Origin of the sequence: Pseudomonas sp. BE134 (genome assembly GCF_031456105.1) — a bacterium.
Classification (GTDB): domain Bacteria; phylum Pseudomonadota; class Gammaproteobacteria; order Pseudomonadales; family Pseudomonadaceae; genus Aquipseudomonas.
In genome coordinates this window covers 124,287-142,530 of record NZ_JAVDUA010000011.1, presented here as the reverse complement: position 1 = coordinate 142,530, position 18,244 = coordinate 124,287, and the positions used below count along the sequence as shown (strand labels likewise).

Here is an 18,244-nt window from a genome sequence, read left to right as displayed (position 1 = left end):
GAAAACCTCTTACTGTCGGCCCGATTTACCCAGGGCCTTGGCCACAAGCTGTTCATAGAGTTCAGCGTAGGGTTCCACCGCCTTGCACCAGTTGAACGGTGCGGCCATGGCCCGACACCGCATGGCATGGAGCAGGTCGGGGAAGGCGAACACCTTGAACGCCCGGCTCAGTGCTTCCTGGTAGCTATCGACGGTGGATTCATCGAAGAGGAAACCGGTCACGCCGTTTTCAATGGTGTCGGCCAGGCCACCGGTATTGCGTGCCACTGGGAGCGAACCGAAGCGCTGGGCGTACATCTGGCTCAGGCCGCAGGGTTCATAACGAGACGGCATCAGCAGGAAATCGCTACCGGCGAACATGCGTCGGGCGTCGGTTTCGTTGAAGCCGATGCGCACGCCGATCTGCCCTGGAAAACGCAGGGCCAGTTCACGCATGGCTTGTTCTTCTTCCGGCTCGCCACGGCCAATGATTGCAATCTGACCGCCGGATTTGACGATGTATTCGGAGACCGCTTCGGTCAGGTCCAGGCCCTTTTGATAGACCAGACGTGAAACCACGGCAAACAGCGGACCTTCTGAATCAGCCAGGCCGAACAGCTCGCGTACATGCGCGGCGTTGACGGCTTTACCGTCCCAGTCACCGATGCTGAAGGGGCAGAACAGGTGCGAATCCGTGGCCGCGTCCCAGCTTTCATCGATGCCGTTGGGAATGCCGCTGAGCAGACCTTGCTGGGTCTTGGCGGCGAGAAAGCCGTCGAGGCCACAGCCGAAGGCTGGCGTGGTGATTTCCTGGGCGTAGGTGGCGCTGACGGTGGTGATGTGGCTCGAATAGGCCATGCCGGCCTTGAGAAACGACATCTTGCCGTAGAACTCCATGCCTTCCTGTTGCAGGGCGTGCGTAGGAATCCCCAGCTCGGGGCACGAGCCGAGGCTGGTCACGCCCTGGTAGGCCAGGTTATGGATGGTGAACAGGGTCGGAGTGCGCTGCCCACGCCAGTGCATGTAGGCAGGCGCCAGGCCCGCGGGCCAGTCATGGGCGTGCACCAGATCCGGGCACCAGTGAATTTGTGCGAGATTAGCGGCGATATCCGCGGCGGCGAGACCCAGGCGGGCGAAACGAATGTGGTTGTCTGGCCAGTCGCGGCCATTGTTGGCGCCGTAAGGCGAACCTTCGCGCTCGTAGAGTTCAGGGCAGATCAACACATAAATAACCAGACCGTCCGGCATGTCCATGCGCCCGATCTTGCAGGGCGGCAGTGCGGCGTGCCCACCCAGTTCACCAATGATGTGGATCGGGTTTTCGCTGTGCAGCACTTGCGGGTAACCGGGGATGAGGACCCGCACATCGTGCAGGTGTGACATGGCCCGTGGCAGCGCGGCGGAAACGTCGCCCAGACCGCCGGTCTTGACCAGATCGGCAATCTCGGAGGTGACAAACAACACTTTCTTTCGATTCGGATTCTGACTGGCAGCCGGTGTCAGCGTCTTGGTGCCAGGGACGCTGATCGACTGTGTGCTCGGTGCATTGACGACGCTCGATTCGCCGACCTGCTGATGAGCACGCTCCCCCTGAATATCTAAAGCCGCACTTATCATGTGAATCTCCCGTGGTGTTGATCTAATGCTTAGGTCCGGCACAAACGGTGTGGCCAAATCCTGTGGCCGGGCGCAAACGCGCACGCATCGGTAGCAAACACTGCCCAATGCGGTAAAGCGGATGGGTGGAAGGGCCGTTGCAAGGAATGCACCAGTCGCGTTGGCCCTACCTTTACCCTGACCCATGGCCAGGACCGAAAGTTTCGAGTTTTTTACAGCCAGATGACCAACCGGTTTTACCTCGCAAAATGAGTCTAGGCCAGATCCTAGAGCGGGGCGGGTCAAGTGGTGAAATTGTTCGACAATCGGTTTTCAGGGTAAAAGAACCACGTGACGAAGGGGTGACCGCACCGACGAAGTGCAGGTTTATTTTTGTAGGAAGGTCAAAACGGGACTGGTAAGTCACAAAAATGGGCGGGTCAGGAGCTGGGGTTGCACTGTTGCGGTGCGTTCACTTTGATTTTTTTATGTTGGTTCTTATTGCCCCTTCGCTGGCAAGCCAGCTCCGGGTTCGTGTACACCCTGTGGGAGCGAGCCTGCTCGCGATGAAATTGACTCGGTCTTAAGTGAAAACCCGAATCGGTTTTCCCGCCGACCACGCTTGAATATCTTCGACCCTCTGCGAAAAGAACAGCGGGTAGTTCTGCCGACATACATGCCCGACATGGGGTATCGCCAGCACGTTTTCCAGATCCTCCCACCGTTCAAGGGCTTGACCGCTTGTCGCTACTGTCAGATTTGACAGTAGTCAGCCCACTGCCAATCCGTGTGTGATCGCTCCAACCGTTGCGCCGCAACCAGGCCAGCCATGTCCGATGCAGGAGCGTTTGCATGACCGCCGAATCCAACCATCCGCCTGTTGATACTTCGTCCGATAACACCGTGCTGCAGTTGTTTCCGCCCAAGTTGCTCGGCAGCACAATACCCGTGGTAGGCGCGCACTGCGGTGCCCCCACCATTAGATGGACCTGCCGCCAATGGGCGCATTGGTATTGGTGACTGCGTACCTGGGTCAGGCGCCGAACGATACCATCCGGATATACGTGAATGGAGTAGTACTGAACGATGCCTGGGCGTCTACTGAAACCGAGTCTTCCGACACAGTGATATATCTTCCGAAACGTCATGGACTGGATCCGAAAATCGTTAACCTGATGACGTACACCGTGATTCGTAACAGTGAAAACAAAGGCACCTCCAAACCACCGCTGGAAATCCTGTACAACGACATCCGGCCGGGCAATCAGGACATGACTCCGGGGGCCACCGCATGAACATTCCCGTCTGGAATTGCTCCTGCCCGATGCGATCAAAAACGGCGTCGGCCCAGACTTTCCCGTGGCCGGTGTTCAGGTATGCGTGCGTTATCCGTATTGCCGGGCTTACGACCTCATTCGACTGAACTGCAACGGTTATGACGTCTTCCATACCGTGACCCCAAGTCAAGCTCCGGCGCAAGGTTCGGACACCCCGGTGACGGTGTGCTTCACGGTCACACGAGCGGACCTGGAGGCTGCCAAAGACCATCCTCGGTTTGTATTTTCGTTCACCGTTACCGACCAGGTCGGAAACGGCCCTGATACCGACGCGCCCTGGTCAGCCCGGCACATCGTTGACGTTGACCTGGCTGGAAAACGCTTGCCAGCGCCGATTCTTCTGGAAAATCTCGATGACTATCCCGGTGACGATTCAAGCCTCATCGAACTGGAGAAACTGGGCAGCAAGCCGCTGTCGGTGTTCGTCAAGACCGAGGACAGCCGCATCCATATCGGCGACCGAGTCGAGATGGTTTACACCGGGAAAAAGGGGACGCATTTATTTACCGGCCCGGTTTTTCGTCAATGGCAGCTGAATGAGCAATTAAACAGAGATGTTTAAAATACATCTCCAAACACTCTCTCAGGCTACACATCCTTGCGTCGTTGCCTACGACTGCGCCAGAATCCGCCGGCTTGTGCGCTTAGACCCTGATCTTTATCGTTCCCGCATCGCTGCCAATCAGCGATCGGGTTTAGCGACCCGACCAGGTATAAGCGCAACACTTCAGTCTTGTTGCAGGCGAACGTCTGCAGTGTCGATATGGCGGCTGTGCGCGGGAGACCCTCGGGTCTGCCGGGTCTTATACCTCTCGGTTCGCTAACCTGCGTACAGCCGCCACCCTTACTTGTTTAGCGACAGGTTCTAGTGGCTCCATCAGGTATAAGGAGCTTCACCATGTTCAAAATCACACCCAACCCACCAGAAACCGACGACGTTTCCCCCTACGAAACCGCCGAGTCCAAAAAACTCAACAACGCCGCCGACCGCGCCCTCGATTACTACCTCAAGCCGGTTATTCCCAAAGACACCCCACGTAAACCCAGCACCATCTACTTCGTCGGACCCGACACCGATAACGAAACCCTGCTGGTCAACGCCTGTGAGACTTTGGCGTCAGCGAGTGTGATGTTGAGCGATTTCGCGGGGCAGTTGGATGGTACACAGCGCCACACCCTGCTGGGGATTCAACACTCCGTGATGTTGGGGGAACTGGCGGTGAACCGGATGCTGGATAACGTCGATCCGCAGTCCTGACGAAGTACCTGTGGCGAGGGAGCTTGTCGGAACGCCGCACCGTCCCGCTGGGCCGCGAAGCGGCCCCGATCACTGACAACTCGTTTCGTCAGGCACACCGCGTTCAATAGTTTTGGGGCTGCTGCGCAACCCAGCGGGACGGTGCGGGGCCTCCCTCGCCACAGTTGTGGTTGTAGCTGCGGGTGCAGTTGGCCGCAGGGTTTGTGGAGTTTGGTCGGGCCTCTTCGTCGGAACGCCGCGAAGAACGATGACTCGGTATCAGGACAGAACCCGAATCGGTTTTCCCGCTGACCACGCCTGAATATCCTCGACCATCTGCGAAAAAAACAGCTGGTAGTTCTGCTGGCTCACGTACCCGACATGCGGCGTCGCGAGCACATTCTCCAGCGTCCTGAACGGATGATGTTCAGGCAACGGCTCCACTTCAAACACATCCAGGGCCGCCCCGGCCAAGCGATTCTTTTGCAACGCCTTGATCAGCGCCGCCTCATCCACAATCGGCCCACGGGCGGTATTGACCAGCAGCGCGGTGGGTTTCATCCAGCCCAGCGCCTGGGCGTCGACCAAGCCACGGCTGCGCTCACTGAGCACAAGATGCACCGACAGCACGTCGGCTTGTTCGAACAGTTCCTGCTTGCTGACGTAGGTCACGCCGACTTCGGCAGCCGTTACGGCGGTGAGGTTTTCGCTCCAGGCAATCACCCGCATGCCGAACACTTGCCCGAATTGCGCGACGCGCTTGCCGATGCTGCCCAGCCCGAGGATCGCCAACGTTTTGCCCTGCAAGTCACCACCGAGGCCTTGCTGCCATTGGCCGGCGCGCAAGGCGTTGGCTTCGACGACGAGGTTGCGGGTGGCGGCCATGATCAGCGCCCAGGTCAGTTCCGGCGCAGCGTGTTTGTAGCTGTCGGTGCCGCAGACTTGAATCCCCAACGCAGCGGCCGCTTTGAAGTCCAGCGCGGCGTTGCGCATGCCGCCGGTGACCAGCAGCTTGAGGTTTGGCAACCGGCGCAACAGGTCCTCATCGAACCGGGTGCGTTCACGCATCACGCAGATCACCTCAAAGCTGCCCAGACGCTTGGCCAGGGTTTCATTGTCGGCCGGGTAGTCGTGCACAAAACTCACCTCGCCAATGCTGTCCAGCGCCGACCAGTCCACCACGTCGCGCGCGACGTCCTGCCAGTCATCGATCACCGCAATCTGCACCGCCATCAGCCTTACCTCATCAATGAACCGGGTTGGTTTTGTTCAGCCATTCAAGCAAGGCCTTGTGGAATTGCGCCGGTTCTTCCATTTGCGGCGCGTGGCCCATGCCGGGGAATTCGACCAGGGTCGACTGCGGAATCAGTTTTGCCACGTCCTTGCCCAGCACGTTGTAATGACCGAGTTTGCCCTTGACCTCGGGCGAGGCAATGTCACTGCCGATCGCTGTGGTATCGGACGTTCCGATCAGCAACAGCGTAGGCATCTTCAGGTCTTTGAATTCGTAATACACCGGTTGGGTGAAGATCATGTCGTAGATCAGCGCCGAGTTCCACGCGACTTGCGTATGCCCCGGGCCTTTGTTCAGACCGGCCAACATGTCGACCCAACGCTCGAATTCCGGCTTCCAGCGACCACCGTAATAGGTGTTGCGTTCATAGGTGCGGATGCCGTCGGCGTTGAGTTTGAGTTCGCGCTCGTACCATTGATCGACGGTGCGGTAGGGCACGCCGAGGGCTTTCCAGTCTTCCAGGCCAATGGGATTGACCAGCGCCAGTTGTTCGACTTGCTCGGGGTATTGCAACGCGTACCGGGTGGCGAGCATGCCGCCGGTGGAGTGACCGAGAATGCTGGCCTTCTGAATGCCGAGGGCCTTGAGCAGCTGCTGGGTGTTGGTCGCCAGTTGCTGGAAGCTGTACTGATAGTGGTCAGGCTTGCTGGAGGTGCAGAAACCGATTTGGTCCGGGGCGATGACTCGATAACCGGCCTCGCTGAGGGCTTTGATCGAGCTTTCCCAGGTCGCGGCGCAGAAATTCTTGCCATGCATCAGCACGACGCTGCGGCCGTTGGCCTTGCCATGGGCGGCGACGTCCATGTAACCCATTTGCAGGGATTTACCCTGGGAATCAAAGGCAAAGTGTTTGACGGTGTAGGGGTATTCGAAGCCCTGTAGTTCAGGGCCATATTCCGGCCCTTCGGCGTGGGCGACGAAGGGCAGAGCGGCGGTCAGCAAAAGGCTGGGCAACCAGCGGGAGAAGGCAAGGGGCATAGATGAACTCCGTAGGAAACCGGCCGATGCTGGATCGGCATGATTAGGGCGGCATTAAACACAGGCAATCGCCGTGCATGATCGTTCAACCCATCCAGCCCAGCGTGACCATGGCCAGCACGCCATAACGAGCACCCTTGGCCAGGGTCACGATCAGCAGGAATCGTCCCAAGGGTTCGCGCATGACGCCGGCCACCAGCGTCAGCGGGTCGCCGATGATCGGCACCCAACTCAGTAGTAAAGACCAATGGCCATAGCGCTGATAATGCTTTCGCGCTTGTTCCAAATGACTTGGGCTGACCGGAAACCAGCGCCGGTCGCGAAACCGTTCGAGGCCGCGTCCCAGCCACCAGTTCACCAGCGAACCGAGCACGTTGCCCAGCGTGGCAACGGCCAGCAGCGACCAGAGCCAATACTCGTCGCTGAGCAACAACCCCACCAGCACCGCTTCGGACTGCAACGGCAACAACGTCGCCGCACCGAACGCGGCGAAGAACAGCCCGAAGTAAGCACCGAACATCAATGGGCGGGGTAGTCCGCCACTACCACATCAGTGCCGTCTTTTTTCAGGCCGATCACTTGGTAGGCATCGCTCATGCCGTCCATTTCCATCCCAGGCGAGCCCATGGGCATGCCCGGCGCGGCAACACCGAGCAGGTCGTCACGTTTGCTCAGGGCCAACACCTGGTCTGCCGGGACATGACCTTCGACAAACTTGCCGTTGATCACGGCGGTATGGCACGAAGCCAGACGCGGCGGCACGCCGTGCTGTTGCTTGAATTCGCTCATGTTGGTTTCGACACGGTCGTCTACCTTGAAGCCATTGGCTTCGAGGTGGCTGATCCATTTTTTGCAGCAACCGCAGTTGGCGTCGCGGTGGACTTCGATGGGGATCAGGTCGGCGGCCTGGGCCAGGGAGGAAATGAGAAGGGCGCTCAGGGCGGCCAGACGCAGGTGGGTTCGCATGGGGGATCTCGATTCGGGTGGCGATTAAAAATGGGCATTCTGACCCGTTTAGCTTAGGGCGAGGGAGGAGGTTGTTTCTAAATTTTACAAGCCCCCTCGCCACAACGCGCTCTGCCATAGCGGGTCCGTTGGCCCATTCAGGTCGGAGAACGGGCCAGGCGCTGTGGCTAGCGGTCGAGCAACTTCATGACTTCACAAAGGATTCAAGCGGCTGATCGAGTGCTGTCCAGTGCCCTGATGTTGCGCTGCACGTCATCGTGCAACTGTTGCATGTCAGGGCAATGCAGGTTGAGGCTGCGCCGCTGCGCGCCCCGATGAAACAGGGCGAACCATCCACAATTGCGGTGCGCAGGCATCAACCCGGTGAAGGTGAAGCCGCACCCTGTCAGACGGTGCAAGTCTTCGGCAAAGTGCCGCGACAATGCGAGTTTGACCGAGATCAGCCAACGACCGGGTAACCCCGAGAGCTGGTCCAGCAGTCGCTCGTTCAAGCGGTGAACGACGATGGCATAACGATGATGGTGCTGCCGGATGTGTACCGGTATCGAGAGCGGCGATGACTCGGTCCGAGAAGTCCCGAACACAGTGCTCAAGCGCTGCATCAAGCTGCGGCAACTCTCGGGCCACTGAATGTCAGGCAGCGCGCGCGAAGTGCCTTGGGCCACCTGACAACCGATCACGATGGTTTCCGGCAGCGACTCGCAGAAAGGCGACGGTACGTAGTCGGGGAGCAATCCCGTGCTGTGAAAGCCAATGCTTTGCGCCATGCGTTGTGTGTAGGGATGGTGGGTGACCTGTTTGATCAAGACACTGTTGAACCCCAGCGAACCCGCCTGCATCAGCAACTCCCGACTCAGGTTCGTCGCGATACTTTGCCTTTGTGCGGCAGGATGGACAACGCTGAGGGCCAGTTCCGGGGTATCCGCCAGCGGGTCCTTGCACAACGCGGCATGCCCAAGAACGCGTTGGCCGTCTACTGCCAGCATCGATGTCCAGCGGCCATCGGCATTGTGCTGGCTGATCATGTTCGGCAGATAAACATCCGGTTGAACGTAATGATCCCCGTAGACCACGCGAAACAATTGGCTCACAGCGTGGGCATCACCCGGCTGGTAGCGACGATAAACTAGGTTCGACATCACGCACGCTCCATTGAAGGCGTGTCATACACACGCAAGTCCAGGACGCGCATCTGCTTGCCGGATCGCGGGTGAAGTTGCAAATCGGTGGCCGCGCAGGACAACACGCGCAACTCCAGCAGCCCCTCTCGATTCAGTTGCCCAATGCCGGGATAGTGCATGGCCAGCGCTTCATACAGCGCAGTGCAGACGTGGACGGTGGCGGTTGATGGCGTGTCAGGCACCCACTTCACGCTCACAATGTCTTTGTGCCCCTCTTGCTCGATCAACAACTGCCATTGATCGCTGTGAGCGATGCGTTGCACGATCGGCAGGACTTCGTCGATCAGTAACGACAGTGAACCCACCCGCACCCGCTGGCTGTGGGCGCCGCGTCCCTTGAGCGCGAATTTGCGCTTCGGTGCGGTGCTCGGTTCACGCCAGCAAGCGCGGTCGCCCACTGGATAACGCAGCAGCGGCATGAGCCGGCGAGTCAGGTTGGTGACGACCAGCAAACCCGTGCGATCACAGTCTTCTATGACTTCGCCGGTGAGCTCATCGACGATTTCCAGCAACGTGTAGGGTTCAAACGCCCGGTGCTCACCCAGGGCGCAATCACGACTGCTGGCGCCGATCAGGCCGGCATCAACACTGGCGTAGCCGATGGAGGCAATGCGCACATTGGGAAACACCGTCTGGAGAATGACTATTTGCGCGGGAAACAGGCTTTCGCCGCCGTACAGCAACGTTTCAACTTCCAGCAGCACGCGCTGATGCTGGTGCAGGTAGGCGGCGAATCGCAACAACTGCGCCGGTACGCCAACCAGCACGTTGATCCGGTGCTGATCAATCGCATCGGCCAACACGTCCATGTCGACATTGCCGGTGAACGGGAACTCACAGATGGGCTTTTTGACGTGCGCCAGTGAGTCATGAATGAACACAAAGCTGGCGTAAAGATCGCCGGAAAAAAACAGATTGGCGACACGGTCACCATCCTCCAATTGAGAAGCAACACTGTCGCCGAATGTACTCACGAGTGTGAGCCATTCATTGCACGTATAAACACTGAGCTTTCCGTGGCTGGTCGATCCGCCGGTTTTAAATACCAACCCGTTATCGATTTGCCCCGTCAGTACCGGCCAATGATTCAAGTCGTTACTGTCTGTCCAATAATCAATCACGCTGGTGATGGGTAGATCTTTTAAAGTGGTACCTTGTGCCGGAAAGTGTTGCAGCTGTTTGCGATAGAAGTTCGAGTGTTGCCTTATATAAGGCAAAAATTGTTCAAGCGAATAAAGGGTACTCACGGGATTCTCTTTTTTATCAGGCATGTCGCGGTTAAAAGACGAGGTGTATCTGATTAGCGGACTATTTGTACTCGGTGATCGATAACCAATGGGGTTTTACCGCTGTGTGCATTTCTTTTGAAATCGGATTCCGCGCACGGGTGAACTTCCACCGTTAAAAAGCCATTGTTCACGGCGCTAGACAAGGCTTTATCGGTCAACAGGGATTGGCGAACGTTGCCACTGTCTGAACTGACGAAAACCCGCAGCCGTTCCAAACCGTTCGGCGCATGGTCCAGAAGCAGCTGAATCGGACTGCCGACACTCTCCTGTAGCGCTGATGGAGAAATGAATTCCGTGCCTACCCGCAGCAGCTTGCCGTGGCGTTGCAGCAATTCGAATCGCGGCGAGCCGAGTCCACAGGGGCAGGGGCCGGGAACCCAGCGACCGGTATCGCCCACGTCATACCGGCGCACGTCCTGGCCTTGCCGTGCCCGGGAAGTGAACAGCAAACGACCGACTTCATCAGCCTGAACCGGCACATCCTGGTCCATTTGTACGATTTCCAGATGCTGGGTATCGCACATCAAATGAAACTCCCCGTTGGCCGTCGCTGCGCAGGCATGCCCCAGAGGGCCGGCGTCTACCGAGCCATAGATCGCCGAGCGAATCTGCGATACCCCACAGCTTTCCATCAGGCGCAGGCTGGCCTGGGCCGGGTGCTCGCCGCCGAGGAACACTTTGCCGATGCCGCCGTACGTGCGAAGGCGTTCCTGCTCGTTGAAGAACAGGCGGTGCAGGGTACTCGGCATGCCGATCAGCACAGTGACGCGGTGGTCCGCGATCATTTGGGCTATTTCGCTGAAGTCGTCATTGGGCGGTGCCCCCATCGGGAAATGGGTCATTCCCATCTGCTCAAGTACCTTGGTAAAACTGGAAAACCCGCCGTACAAGCTGCCGCCGTAAAACAGGTTCATCACCCGGTCTGTCGCAGGGTCGAGGCCGGCGGCGAACAGGCCGTCGGCCGCCGCGCGCATCTTCCGTTGGAAGTCGCGATAACTGAACCCCGCCAGCGCTGGCGTGCCGCTGCTTCCACCCGAACGAAAATACAGCTGTGCCGCGGCCCTGATGGGCTGGGTCATGAAGGCGGTTTTATCCATGATCGGCGCCAGGCGTGTATCAGGCGCGGCGGGTAGCGCGTCGAGGGTTGCCCGGCCAGCCACCGCATTCGGCGCCAGACTCACCGAGAGGCGGCGACTCAGGCGCGCCAATGCGTAAACACCGTCATGCGGCTCACCGGCGTAGCCGTCATGAATTGACCCGCAGGGCGCAATGCGCGTGACTCCCGCGTTGACCAGGGTGCGCACCAATTGCGGCGTTTGTGTCGCCGAACAGATCAACGCGCAGCTTTGCAGCACGTTACGCCACGGCAGGAGTGTCTGGGCGATCAGGGGGTGTGGTACGGGTTTGAGCAGCAGAGTACGAAATAGCGGAGACGGCGCCAGTGTTTGATGGTGCTCCCAGATAATTCGCCATCCGGCGCCGGTCCAGACCTGGCCGGCCTCGTTCGCAAAGCACTGATCCAGTCGCGCCATGGCGCTGCGGGTGGTGATTTCCGAGGCTTCCTGATCGCTTGGGGCCAGCGCCGGCCACTGGTTGGCGCGGCGTTTGAACGACTCGGCCAGTCGCTCCCCCAGGTCTTGCAAAACCGCCGGATCGTCACTGTCGACCAGCAACCATTGCGGGCTGGAGCAGGCTTGTTGGTCCAGACTGCAGACCTCATCCACCAACGCATCAAGCGTTGACATTGTGGCCGCCTCCGGCGACAGATAGGCGAAACTGATTCGGTGGCCCCAATCGATCCACCGACATCCGGCCGGGATGTGCTGACGAATGACTTTAAGCGCCTGTTCGCCGCCCCAGGCCGATACGCCATCGGCGTGAGCGCAGAGTTGAGGGATCTGTGCTGTTCTGACAGGCAGCACTGCAATGAAATCGGCCAGCGTCTCGCTGGTGTCGCACTGCACGAGGGCCGCGAGTAACCGCGCGGTCAATCCTTCATCGCTGGAGCTGGGGCGAAGCCAGTTGACGTTGCCGGCCAGCAGGCTTTCAACGACCGCGCAGAACGCCAGCAACGGCGCATTGCCGGGCGTCACATGCACAACCAGTCCCAGCGGGTGCCAGCTTTCAAAGCGTGCTTGCTGGTAGTCGATACGCCGTAGCGAGCGGGGTTGCACGCCCAGCTCTCGCTCAAGCTTGGTGCTGAGTGTGCTGCGTTGGCAAAAGTCGATCAGCCCCTGGCGTTGTTCATCATCGAGCGGTAGATCGAGTCTGTTTGCCTGCAATTGCACAGCAAAGCGCGCGGCGGTTTCGATCACGGTATCGCTGTCGATCGGTGCATTCAGCAGCCGTGGCAGTTGTTGATGCAGCCCTTCAAGGGTTGCCTCAAGCGTGACATCGTCGCGCAGTTGGCCATTGATCAAGTACATGTCATGCCCCTTCAATCAGTTCGGACGCGGCCATCGCGCAGCTTCGGCTGGCGGTGGTTCCGGCGCGTCCATGCAGTTCAAACCAGTCGGTTGCCAGGCCGCACCCGCAGGTGGCGCCGGGGTGCAGTGTCGCCAGGTCACCCATCACCACGGCATGCGCCGGGCTTGAAGAAATGTACGGGGAGACGAACTCCAGCAAGCCACGCCGGCCATAGGGCTGGACGCTGAAATCGGCGGGATTGCGTACGAAAATCTTCGAATAAATCGGCACATGAAAGTGCTGTTGAGCACACTGGATGTAAGGCACGGCATGCTCCACGGCACCATAGCCATCCCGGCAGCGCGACAGCGCGATCCCCAATTGACGGTGGATGCGTTGATACAACTGCGACAGCGGAATCTCTTGTGCCGCCTGGGTTTTCCAGCCGCCTCCGAGAAACACCAATGACTCGGCCGGCAGCTTGAGGTCTGCAAGGCTCGTGTCGTCCATGTGCTGTAACACCTGGGACAGAAACGCTGGAAATCCGAGAATGCGCACGGGCAAGTCTTCTTCGGCGAATTCCTGCAAGGCGCGGACAACCCCAAACAGGTCGAAGGCGTGGCCTTTGCCGGTCAGGCGCAGCCCGTAGGCGACTCGATTCACCGGCGCATAACTGCACAGAAACTGATCGGTGTAGGCGGTCCCCAGGCTAATGGCCGCTTCGGGTTCATAGCTCAGCAGCAGGTAGTTGCAGGGGCTGTTGGGGGTGTCCCAGCCGAAGTGCCGGAAAATGTGGCTGACCATGCCTTGCGCGGCGGCCATGCTGCGCGTGTCATAGCGCATCCGACTTTTCTGACCGCTGGTGCCAGACGATGTCAGCTCCAGAGCACCTTCGCCCGAAGGACTCGACAACAGACGACGCTTGAAATAATGGGCGAAAATCGGCGGCAGTCTTGACCAGTCATCCATCGCCTCCAGCGCCTTGGCATCAAGCCCATTGGCGTGCAGCCAGGGTTCATAGCCCGGCGTGTGCTGCAAATGGAACAGGCTGATTTCGCGCATCGCCCGATCGAACAGGCCGTCGGGTACCGAATCCAGGCAATAGGGTTTCGCTAACGCGCAAAGCGCATCAGTGTGGGGTAAGTGGATCATCAAAGGACCTCTGCTCAGGGATCAGACGGCAAGCGCGGCAGGCTTGTGTCGCAGAAAAAAGCGCAAGGGAAGCAGGCACAAGAGCCCTGCAATACCCGTCATCAGGGAGAAGGATTCATGGCTGTTGCCGGCACCGGCAGCCGCGAGAATCGAACCGCCGCCACCCATGACAACGATCGAGATCATGCCGATCATGGCCGAGACCAGCCCCTTGCTGTCATCGCTTGTAAACAACGCAAGGCGGTACAACGCGGCATTGCTCATGCCAAGGCCGACGGCGTAAAGCCCAAGGCATGCGATCAGCAAAGGTGTCGAAATGCTGCAGACACTGAGGGTGACCAACGCAATAAGCCCACCGCATAACGGCCAGAGCGCGTATCGAACCAGTTGTGGCAGCTCAGTGTTGGCAATCAGTCGGTTGAGTATCAGGTTGCCAACAATGACAGCGGCAAACACCGGGATTTGCCACAGGCCGTACTCAAGCGCAGAAAACCCCAGGTTTTGCATCAGTAACAACGGCGCCAGCCCGATCCAGGCAATCAATGGCAGGCTCATCACCCCCAGCGCGACGGTGGCGCTCAGGAATCGCGGGTTGGTGATCAACGCGGTGTAACGGCATACGGTGCCGCGCCATTCAAACGGTACCGCCATCAGGCGCTGACCGTCATGGCGCAACGTCCCCACGGTTTCCGGCATGAACATGTAAAGCCCTGCCCAGACCATCAAGGCGCCGATACCCAGCAGTAAAAACAGCTCCCGCCAGCTCAGCCACTCCAGCAACAGGCTGCCAAGCAATGGCCCAAGAAGGGGAGAAAGCAGGGCAACGTTCCCCAGCAGCGCCATGATTTTTACCGCGTCGGCTTCGCAGAACACTTCTTGCAAGGCCGGGTAGCTGACGGCAATAACAAACCCCAGTCCCATGCCCTGTATCAGACGTAATACGTTGAACATATAAATGTTTTTCGCACTGAAGGCCGCGCTACTGGCCACGGCAAATAACGCACAACCGAGGAGTAACATCTTGCGGCGGCCGAAGTGATCGGAGAGTGGACCGATAAGCCATTGTAAAAGTATGCCCCCCGCCAAATACAGGTTGAAGGCAAAAGGAACGTGCCGCGCACTGGCATTCAGTTCATCAGTGACAGTCAACATCGCCGGCATGATCATGTCGCTGGCCATGTAAGTCAGGAGTTCGAATAATGTTATTGCGAGGCAAAAGCCGAGCAAGTGATGTGGGCTTATGTTGATTAATGGCTTATTCATGACATCCCTGTATTTTGCGCGTGTTTATTAATTAAGTTGTTGTGGCGCGGTAAGAGTATTCATCGAAGAGCAAGAGCTCCATTGAACGATTGAGACTCAAAGCTTCAATAAATTGCCCTATGTTTCGAGGTGTGGCGGCAGGAATGGAATAATTAATTGAGATGTGCGAAAAATGCCCGCACAGGGCGGGCGTTTTTCAGGCGTGCGGAAGAATCAGCGGTGTGATTCGACGAAACACTTCAAAATCCTCATGGTCAATGCCGCGATGAAGCCAAATCTCTTCACCCGCTGTACCATGACACCCCGTTTGCAGCGCGCCATCCCCACGCAATGGTGGGGGGCTGGCATGCATTCAGATACAAAGCGGATATTTTTTCAGGTTCAGGAACTCGCAATGACTCAATCGCAACGTTTGAAATACTCGATTCTGATCTCCCTGGTCGTGCTGGGGATCATGTTCGGCCTTTCGTATCTGCAAAACGAAGGTGTCATCAGCGAGAAGCTGTTTCAGTACATCGCCATCGGTGTGGCGGTCGTGGTAGTGGTGATCAACGGCATGATGCGTCGCAAGGTCAAGCCTTGAGCGACGCCCCGTTGAGCTGATCACTCGCGATGGAGCATGGCTACAGCGTGCGGATGCAGGCTGTAGCTTTTGTCTGGATTGAGCATGATCACGCCTTCGCTGCACAAACGTTTCAACACTTCCCGAACACTGAGAAAGGACAGGGGTATACCCAGGTCCAGCAACTGGCTGTGCACGCCGCGCACGCCAAGGCTGCGTTCGCTTTCAGCGGCGGCCAGCAAGGCATCAATGACTTTGAGGCGAACCAGGCTGGTGCGCAGGCCAAAGCTTTTGAGCAGCAATCGGATGCGTTCATTACCGCTGCGCTGTTCGAAAATGACGGAACCCACGGCAGGGCTCGTTGGCGCGTTGCTACCGTCCATTGGCAGTTGCGAGTTGTACATGCAATAACTCCTTTTTCCGAGCCGGCCAGAAAATGTGATGGGTGCTCTCAAATCATTTAGACGAACGAGCGCGTCAAATAATGAAGGCCAGGATGTAGAAAATTTGTCGACTCCATGTGAGTGTCATGTCATTTAGGCCATCTGGACTGTCTTTGCGAGCCTAAATTTTTGTTTTTTTGTTTCGTTTCAGTGAGAGGGCAGGGTGTTTGTCTTTTCGATCAGGAGCGAGCGTGATTATTTCCAGGCAATTAACCAGGTTAAGCCTGGCGGGTTTGTTGGTGGGGCTGAGTCTTGCAGCCAATGCGCGCAGTCAACCGGAGCAGGCGAGCGCTGATATTCGCCGCACCGGTTTTGGCGTGCCACACATTCGTGCCGACAACGAGCGAGGGCTCGGTTATGGCATCGGGTACGTTTACGCTCAGGACAACCTGTGTTTGCTGGCCAATGAAATTGTCACGGTCAATGGCGAGCGTTCACGGTATTTCGGTCCGGATCAGCGGACGGTCGAAGCGCGCGAAAACCTGGTCAGCGACCTGTTTTTCACCTGGCTGAATACCCCCGAAGCCGTCGCCGGTTTCTGGCAGGCGCAAACGCCTGAAGTACAGCAACTGATGGAGGGTTATGTCGCCGGCTACAACCGTTCGCTGGCGGAACGTCGCGAACAGGGTTTGCCAGCGCAGTGTCAGGGGGCGTGGGTGCGCGAGATCAGCGCCCAGGACCTGGTCCGGTTGACCCGTCGTCTGCTGGTCGAAGGCGGAGTAGGGCAGTTTGCCGAAGCGCTGGCCGGGGCCACACCACCCAATGCCGTCACGCAGGTGACCGATGAATCGCCGTCCTTCCAGCTGGCCGCGTCGCGTCTGCAACGGTTTGCACTGGATCGCGGCAGTAACGCGGTGGCCATCGGCAGCGAGCGTTCGTTCAATGGTCGCGGGATGTTGCTGGCCAATCCGCATTTCCCCTGGGTTGGCGGGATGCGCTTCTATCAGATGCACCTGACGATCCCCGGCAAGCTGGATGTGATGGGTGCCGCATTGCCCGGGTTGCCGGTGATCAACATCGGCTTCAACCAGCACCTGGCCTGGACCCACACCGTGGATTCGTCCAAACACTTCACGCTGTATCGACTGCAACTTGATCCCAAGGACTCGACCCGCTATCTACTCGACGGCCAGTCCTTGCCGATGAAGAAACAGACCCTGACGGTAAACGTGAAGCAAGCCGATGGTCGGATCACTCAGGTTGAGCATGTGGCGTACAGCTCGGAATTTGGTCCGATCGTGCAATGGCCGGGAAAACTGGATTGGGACCATCGGTACGCCTACAGCCTGCGCGATGCCAACCTGGGCAACGACCGGGTCTTGCAGCAGTGGTATGCGATGAACCAGGCAAGCAGCCTCAAGGATTTGCAAGCCTCGGTGCACACCCTTCAAGGTATCCCGTGGGTTAACACCCTGGCCGTGGATGATCAGGGGCAAACGCTGTACATGAACCTGTCGGTGGTGCCCAACGTCAGCGCCGAGAAACTGGCCAGGTGCAGCGATCCACGGGCCGGCTTCGAGATGATCCTGCTCGACGGTTCCAACCGTGCGTGTGCCTGGGACATTGACCCGCAGGCTGCACAAAAAGGTATCTATGCCGCCGACAAGCTGCCGCAGTTGTTGCGCAAGGATTTTGTGCAGCACTCCAATGATTCCGCCTGGATGGCTAACCCGACGCAACCGCTCACCGGGTTCTCGCCGCTGATCAGCCAAGAGGGCCAACCGCTGGGCTTGCGCTCGCGTTTTGCACTGGCTCGATTGGGCACACTCAACAAGGCCGGGCCTTTGACGGCGGTGGATTTGCAGCGGATGGTGATGGACGACGAGGTGTATCTGGCCGCTCAGGTCATGCCGGATCTGTTGCAGTTCTGTGCCGGTGACCTGGGGGCCGATGCCGTGGCGTTGAAACCCGTGTGTGCCAGCCTCAAGGCGTGGGACCGTCGGGCGAATCTGGACAGCGGTCTGGGGTTTGTGCACTTCCAGAATGTCATGGAGCCGTTGCAGGAGATTTCCAACATCTGGCGTGTGGCCTTTGATCCCAACGATCCACAAAACACCCCGCGTGGTCTGGCCATTGATCAAGCGGATGTCGCCAAGGCCCTTCGCGACGCGATGCTTGATTCAGCAGAGCAAGTGAACGCCCAGGGTTTGAAACCTGACGCGCGCTGGGGTGATATTCAGGTGGTCAGCAGCGGCGGCCAGCAAACACCGATTCATGGTGGCCCGGGCACACTGGGCGTGTACAACGCCATTCAAAGCGTACCGAGAACAGACGGCAAGCGAGAGGTGGTCAGTGGCACCAGCTATTTGCAGATAGTGACTTTCGATGACAAGGGGCCGCAAGCTCAGGGTTTACTGGCGTTTTCGTTGTCCAGCGATCCGGGTTCGAAGTATTCGCGGGACCAGACACAGGCGTTTTCGAACAAGCAACTCAGTGTGCTGCCCTTCACTGAGCAGCAGATCACGTCAGACCCGCACTACCAGGCACAGACGATCCGTGAGCAGGATAAAAAGGCAGGAAAGGTGGCTGCGCAGTAACAGCAAAGTCCCCTGAAGCCGACA

General features: G+C 58.4%; 16 protein-coding genes and 1 pseudogene. 5 read left to right on the top strand and 12 right to left on the bottom strand.

Features of this window, described 5'->3' with window-relative positions; all coding sequences use genetic code 11:
- Nucleotides 1-9: 9 nt before the first annotated feature.
- The gene (gene glgA / locus J2Y56_RS11785) at nt 10-1,596 is read right to left on the bottom strand and encodes a glycogen synthase GlgA (RefSeq protein WP_310350280.1); all 1,587 of its coding nucleotides are present in this window, start codon (nt 1,594-1,596) and stop codon (nt 10-12) included.
- Between the two features lie 562 nt (nt 1,597-2,158).
- Nucleotides 2,159-2,287, bottom strand: a pseudogene (locus tag J2Y56_RS11780) (D-2-hydroxyacid dehydrogenase family protein); the annotation flags it as partial.
- Nucleotides 2,288-2,573: 286 nt separating this feature from the next.
- Between J2Y56_RS11780 and J2Y56_RS11775 the strand changes: the two are divergent.
- From J2Y56_RS11775 to J2Y56_RS11765, 3 genes are all read left to right on the top strand, one after another.
- Nucleotides 2,574-2,870 carry a hypothetical protein gene (locus J2Y56_RS11775; RefSeq protein WP_310350277.1) on the top strand — a complete coding sequence of 99 codons (297 nt, stop codon included), beginning with the start codon at nt 2,574-2,576 and terminating at the stop codon, nt 2,868-2,870.
- 16 nt (nt 2,871-2,886) lie between these two features.
- Entirely contained in the window at nt 2,887-3,474 is a 588-nt protein-coding gene (locus J2Y56_RS11770; protein WP_310350274.1) for a hypothetical protein, read from the top strand.
- 336 nt (nt 3,475-3,810) lie between these two features.
- Nucleotides 3,811-4,170 (top strand): DUF6124 family protein, encoded by a 360-nt coding sequence (locus tag J2Y56_RS11765; protein ID WP_310350271.1) that lies wholly within the window; start codon nt 3,811-3,813, stop codon nt 4,168-4,170.
- Between the two features lie 258 nt (nt 4,171-4,428).
- Here J2Y56_RS11765 and J2Y56_RS11760 read toward each other — a convergent pair whose 3' ends face one another.
- From J2Y56_RS11760 to J2Y56_RS11720, 9 genes are all read right to left on the bottom strand, one after another.
- The gene (locus tag J2Y56_RS11760) at nt 4,429-5,382 is read right to left on the bottom strand and encodes a D-2-hydroxyacid dehydrogenase family protein (protein ID WP_310350268.1); all 954 of its coding nucleotides are present in this window, start codon (nt 5,380-5,382) and stop codon (nt 4,429-4,431) included.
- 13 nt (nt 5,383-5,395) lie between these two features.
- Nucleotides 5,396-6,421, bottom strand: coding sequence for an alpha/beta hydrolase (locus tag J2Y56_RS11755; protein WP_310350266.1), 1,026 nt, complete (start codon nt 6,419-6,421; stop codon nt 5,396-5,398).
- An 85-nt stretch (nt 6,422-6,506) separates the two neighbouring features.
- The gene (locus J2Y56_RS11750; RefSeq protein ID WP_007948614.1) at nt 6,507-6,941 is read right to left on the bottom strand and encodes a YqaA family protein; all 435 of its coding nucleotides are present in this window, start codon (nt 6,939-6,941) and stop codon (nt 6,507-6,509) included.
- Nucleotides 6,941-7,387 carry a DUF411 domain-containing protein gene (locus tag J2Y56_RS11745; protein WP_007948615.1) on the bottom strand — a complete coding sequence of 149 codons (447 nt, stop codon included), beginning with the start codon at nt 7,385-7,387 and terminating at the stop codon, nt 6,941-6,943. The genes J2Y56_RS11750 and J2Y56_RS11745 overlap by 1 nt, the downstream gene beginning before the upstream one ends.
- A 203-nt stretch (nt 7,388-7,590) precedes the next feature.
- Nucleotides 7,591-8,526, bottom strand: coding sequence for a GNAT family N-acetyltransferase (locus tag J2Y56_RS11740; protein WP_310350263.1), 936 nt, complete (start codon nt 8,524-8,526; stop codon nt 7,591-7,593).
- Nucleotides 8,526-9,815 (bottom strand): phenylacetate--CoA ligase family protein, encoded by a 1,290-nt coding sequence (locus J2Y56_RS11735; RefSeq protein WP_310350261.1) that lies wholly within the window; start codon nt 9,813-9,815, stop codon nt 8,526-8,528. Before J2Y56_RS11735 ends, J2Y56_RS11740 begins: the two co-directional genes overlap by 1 nt.
- A gap of 53 nt (nt 9,816-9,868) precedes the next feature.
- On the bottom strand, nt 9,869-12,283 hold the full coding sequence (locus J2Y56_RS11730) for an acyl-CoA reductase (RefSeq protein WP_310350258.1): 2,415 nt from the start codon (nt 12,281-12,283) through the stop codon (nt 9,869-9,871).
- A 1-nt stretch (nt 12,284) separates the two neighbouring features.
- Nucleotides 12,285-13,415: an acyl-protein synthase gene (locus tag J2Y56_RS11725; protein WP_310334445.1), complete on the bottom strand. Its 1,131-nt coding sequence runs from the start codon at nt 13,413-13,415 to the stop codon at nt 12,285-12,287.
- Nucleotides 13,416-13,436: 21 nt separating this feature from the next.
- The gene (locus J2Y56_RS11720; RefSeq protein WP_310350255.1) at nt 13,437-14,678 is read right to left on the bottom strand and encodes an MFS transporter; all 1,242 of its coding nucleotides are present in this window, start codon (nt 14,676-14,678) and stop codon (nt 13,437-13,439) included.
- A 394-nt stretch (nt 14,679-15,072) separates the two neighbouring features.
- Here J2Y56_RS11720 and J2Y56_RS11715 point away from each other — a divergent pair, with 394 nt between their 5' ends.
- The gene (locus J2Y56_RS11715) at nt 15,073-15,261 is read left to right on the top strand and encodes a hypothetical protein (RefSeq protein ID WP_007947632.1); all 189 of its coding nucleotides are present in this window, start codon (nt 15,073-15,075) and stop codon (nt 15,259-15,261) included.
- A gap of 20 nt (nt 15,262-15,281) precedes the next feature.
- Here the strand turns inward: J2Y56_RS11715 and J2Y56_RS11710 are convergent, their stop codons facing one another.
- The gene (locus J2Y56_RS11710; protein ID WP_007947633.1) at nt 15,282-15,644 is read right to left on the bottom strand and encodes a hypothetical protein; all 363 of its coding nucleotides are present in this window, start codon (nt 15,642-15,644) and stop codon (nt 15,282-15,284) included.
- 230 nt (nt 15,645-15,874) lie between these two features.
- On the opposite strand from J2Y56_RS11710, the gene J2Y56_RS11705 reads away from it, so the two are divergent.
- Nucleotides 15,875-18,220, top strand: a complete 2,346-nt coding sequence (locus J2Y56_RS11705) for an acylase (protein WP_310350250.1) — start codon at nt 15,875-15,877, stop codon at nt 18,218-18,220.
- Nucleotides 18,221-18,244: the final 24 nt, after the last annotated feature.

Bases quoted from the DNA above. Each gene is read 5' to 3' on its own strand.
- J2Y56_RS11720 (WP_310350255.1), bottom strand. From the start codon at position 14,678: ATGAATAAGCCATTAATCAACATAAGCCCACATCACTTGCTCGGCTTT.
- J2Y56_RS11750 (WP_007948614.1), bottom strand. From the start codon at position 6,941: ATGTTCGGTGCTTACTTCGGGCTGTTCTTCGCCGCGTTCGGTGCGGCG.
- J2Y56_RS11725 (WP_310334445.1), bottom strand. From the start codon at position 13,415: ATGATCCACTTACCCCACACTGATGCGCTTTGCGCGTTAGCGAAACCC.
- J2Y56_RS11760 (WP_310350268.1), bottom strand. From the start codon at position 5,382: ATGGCGGTGCAGATTGCGGTGATCGATGACTGGCAGGACGTCGCGCGC.
- J2Y56_RS11715 (WP_007947632.1), top strand. From the start codon at position 15,073: ATGACTCAATCGCAACGTTTGAAATACTCGATTCTGATCTCCCTGGTC.
- J2Y56_RS11740 (WP_310350263.1), bottom strand. From the start codon at position 8,526: ATGTCGAACCTAGTTTATCGTCGCTACCAGCCGGGTGATGCCCACGCT.
- glgA (WP_310350280.1), bottom strand. From the start codon at position 1,596: ATGATAAGTGCGGCTTTAGATATTCAGGGGGAGCGTGCTCATCAGCAG.
- J2Y56_RS11710 (WP_007947633.1), bottom strand. From the start codon at position 15,644: ATGTACAACTCGCAACTGCCAATGGACGGTAGCAACGCGCCAACGAGC.
- J2Y56_RS11745 (WP_007948615.1), bottom strand. From the start codon at position 7,387: ATGCGAACCCACCTGCGTCTGGCCGCCCTGAGCGCCCTTCTCATTTCC.
- J2Y56_RS11765 (WP_310350271.1), top strand. From the start codon at position 3,811: ATGTTCAAAATCACACCCAACCCACCAGAAACCGACGACGTTTCCCCC.
- J2Y56_RS11730 (WP_310350258.1), bottom strand. From the start codon at position 12,283: ATGTACTTGATCAATGGCCAACTGCGCGACGATGTCACGCTTGAGGCA.
- J2Y56_RS11775 (WP_310350277.1), top strand. From the start codon at position 2,574: ATGGGCGCATTGGTATTGGTGACTGCGTACCTGGGTCAGGCGCCGAAC.
- J2Y56_RS11755 (WP_310350266.1), bottom strand. From the start codon at position 6,421: ATGCCCCTTGCCTTCTCCCGCTGGTTGCCCAGCCTTTTGCTGACCGCC.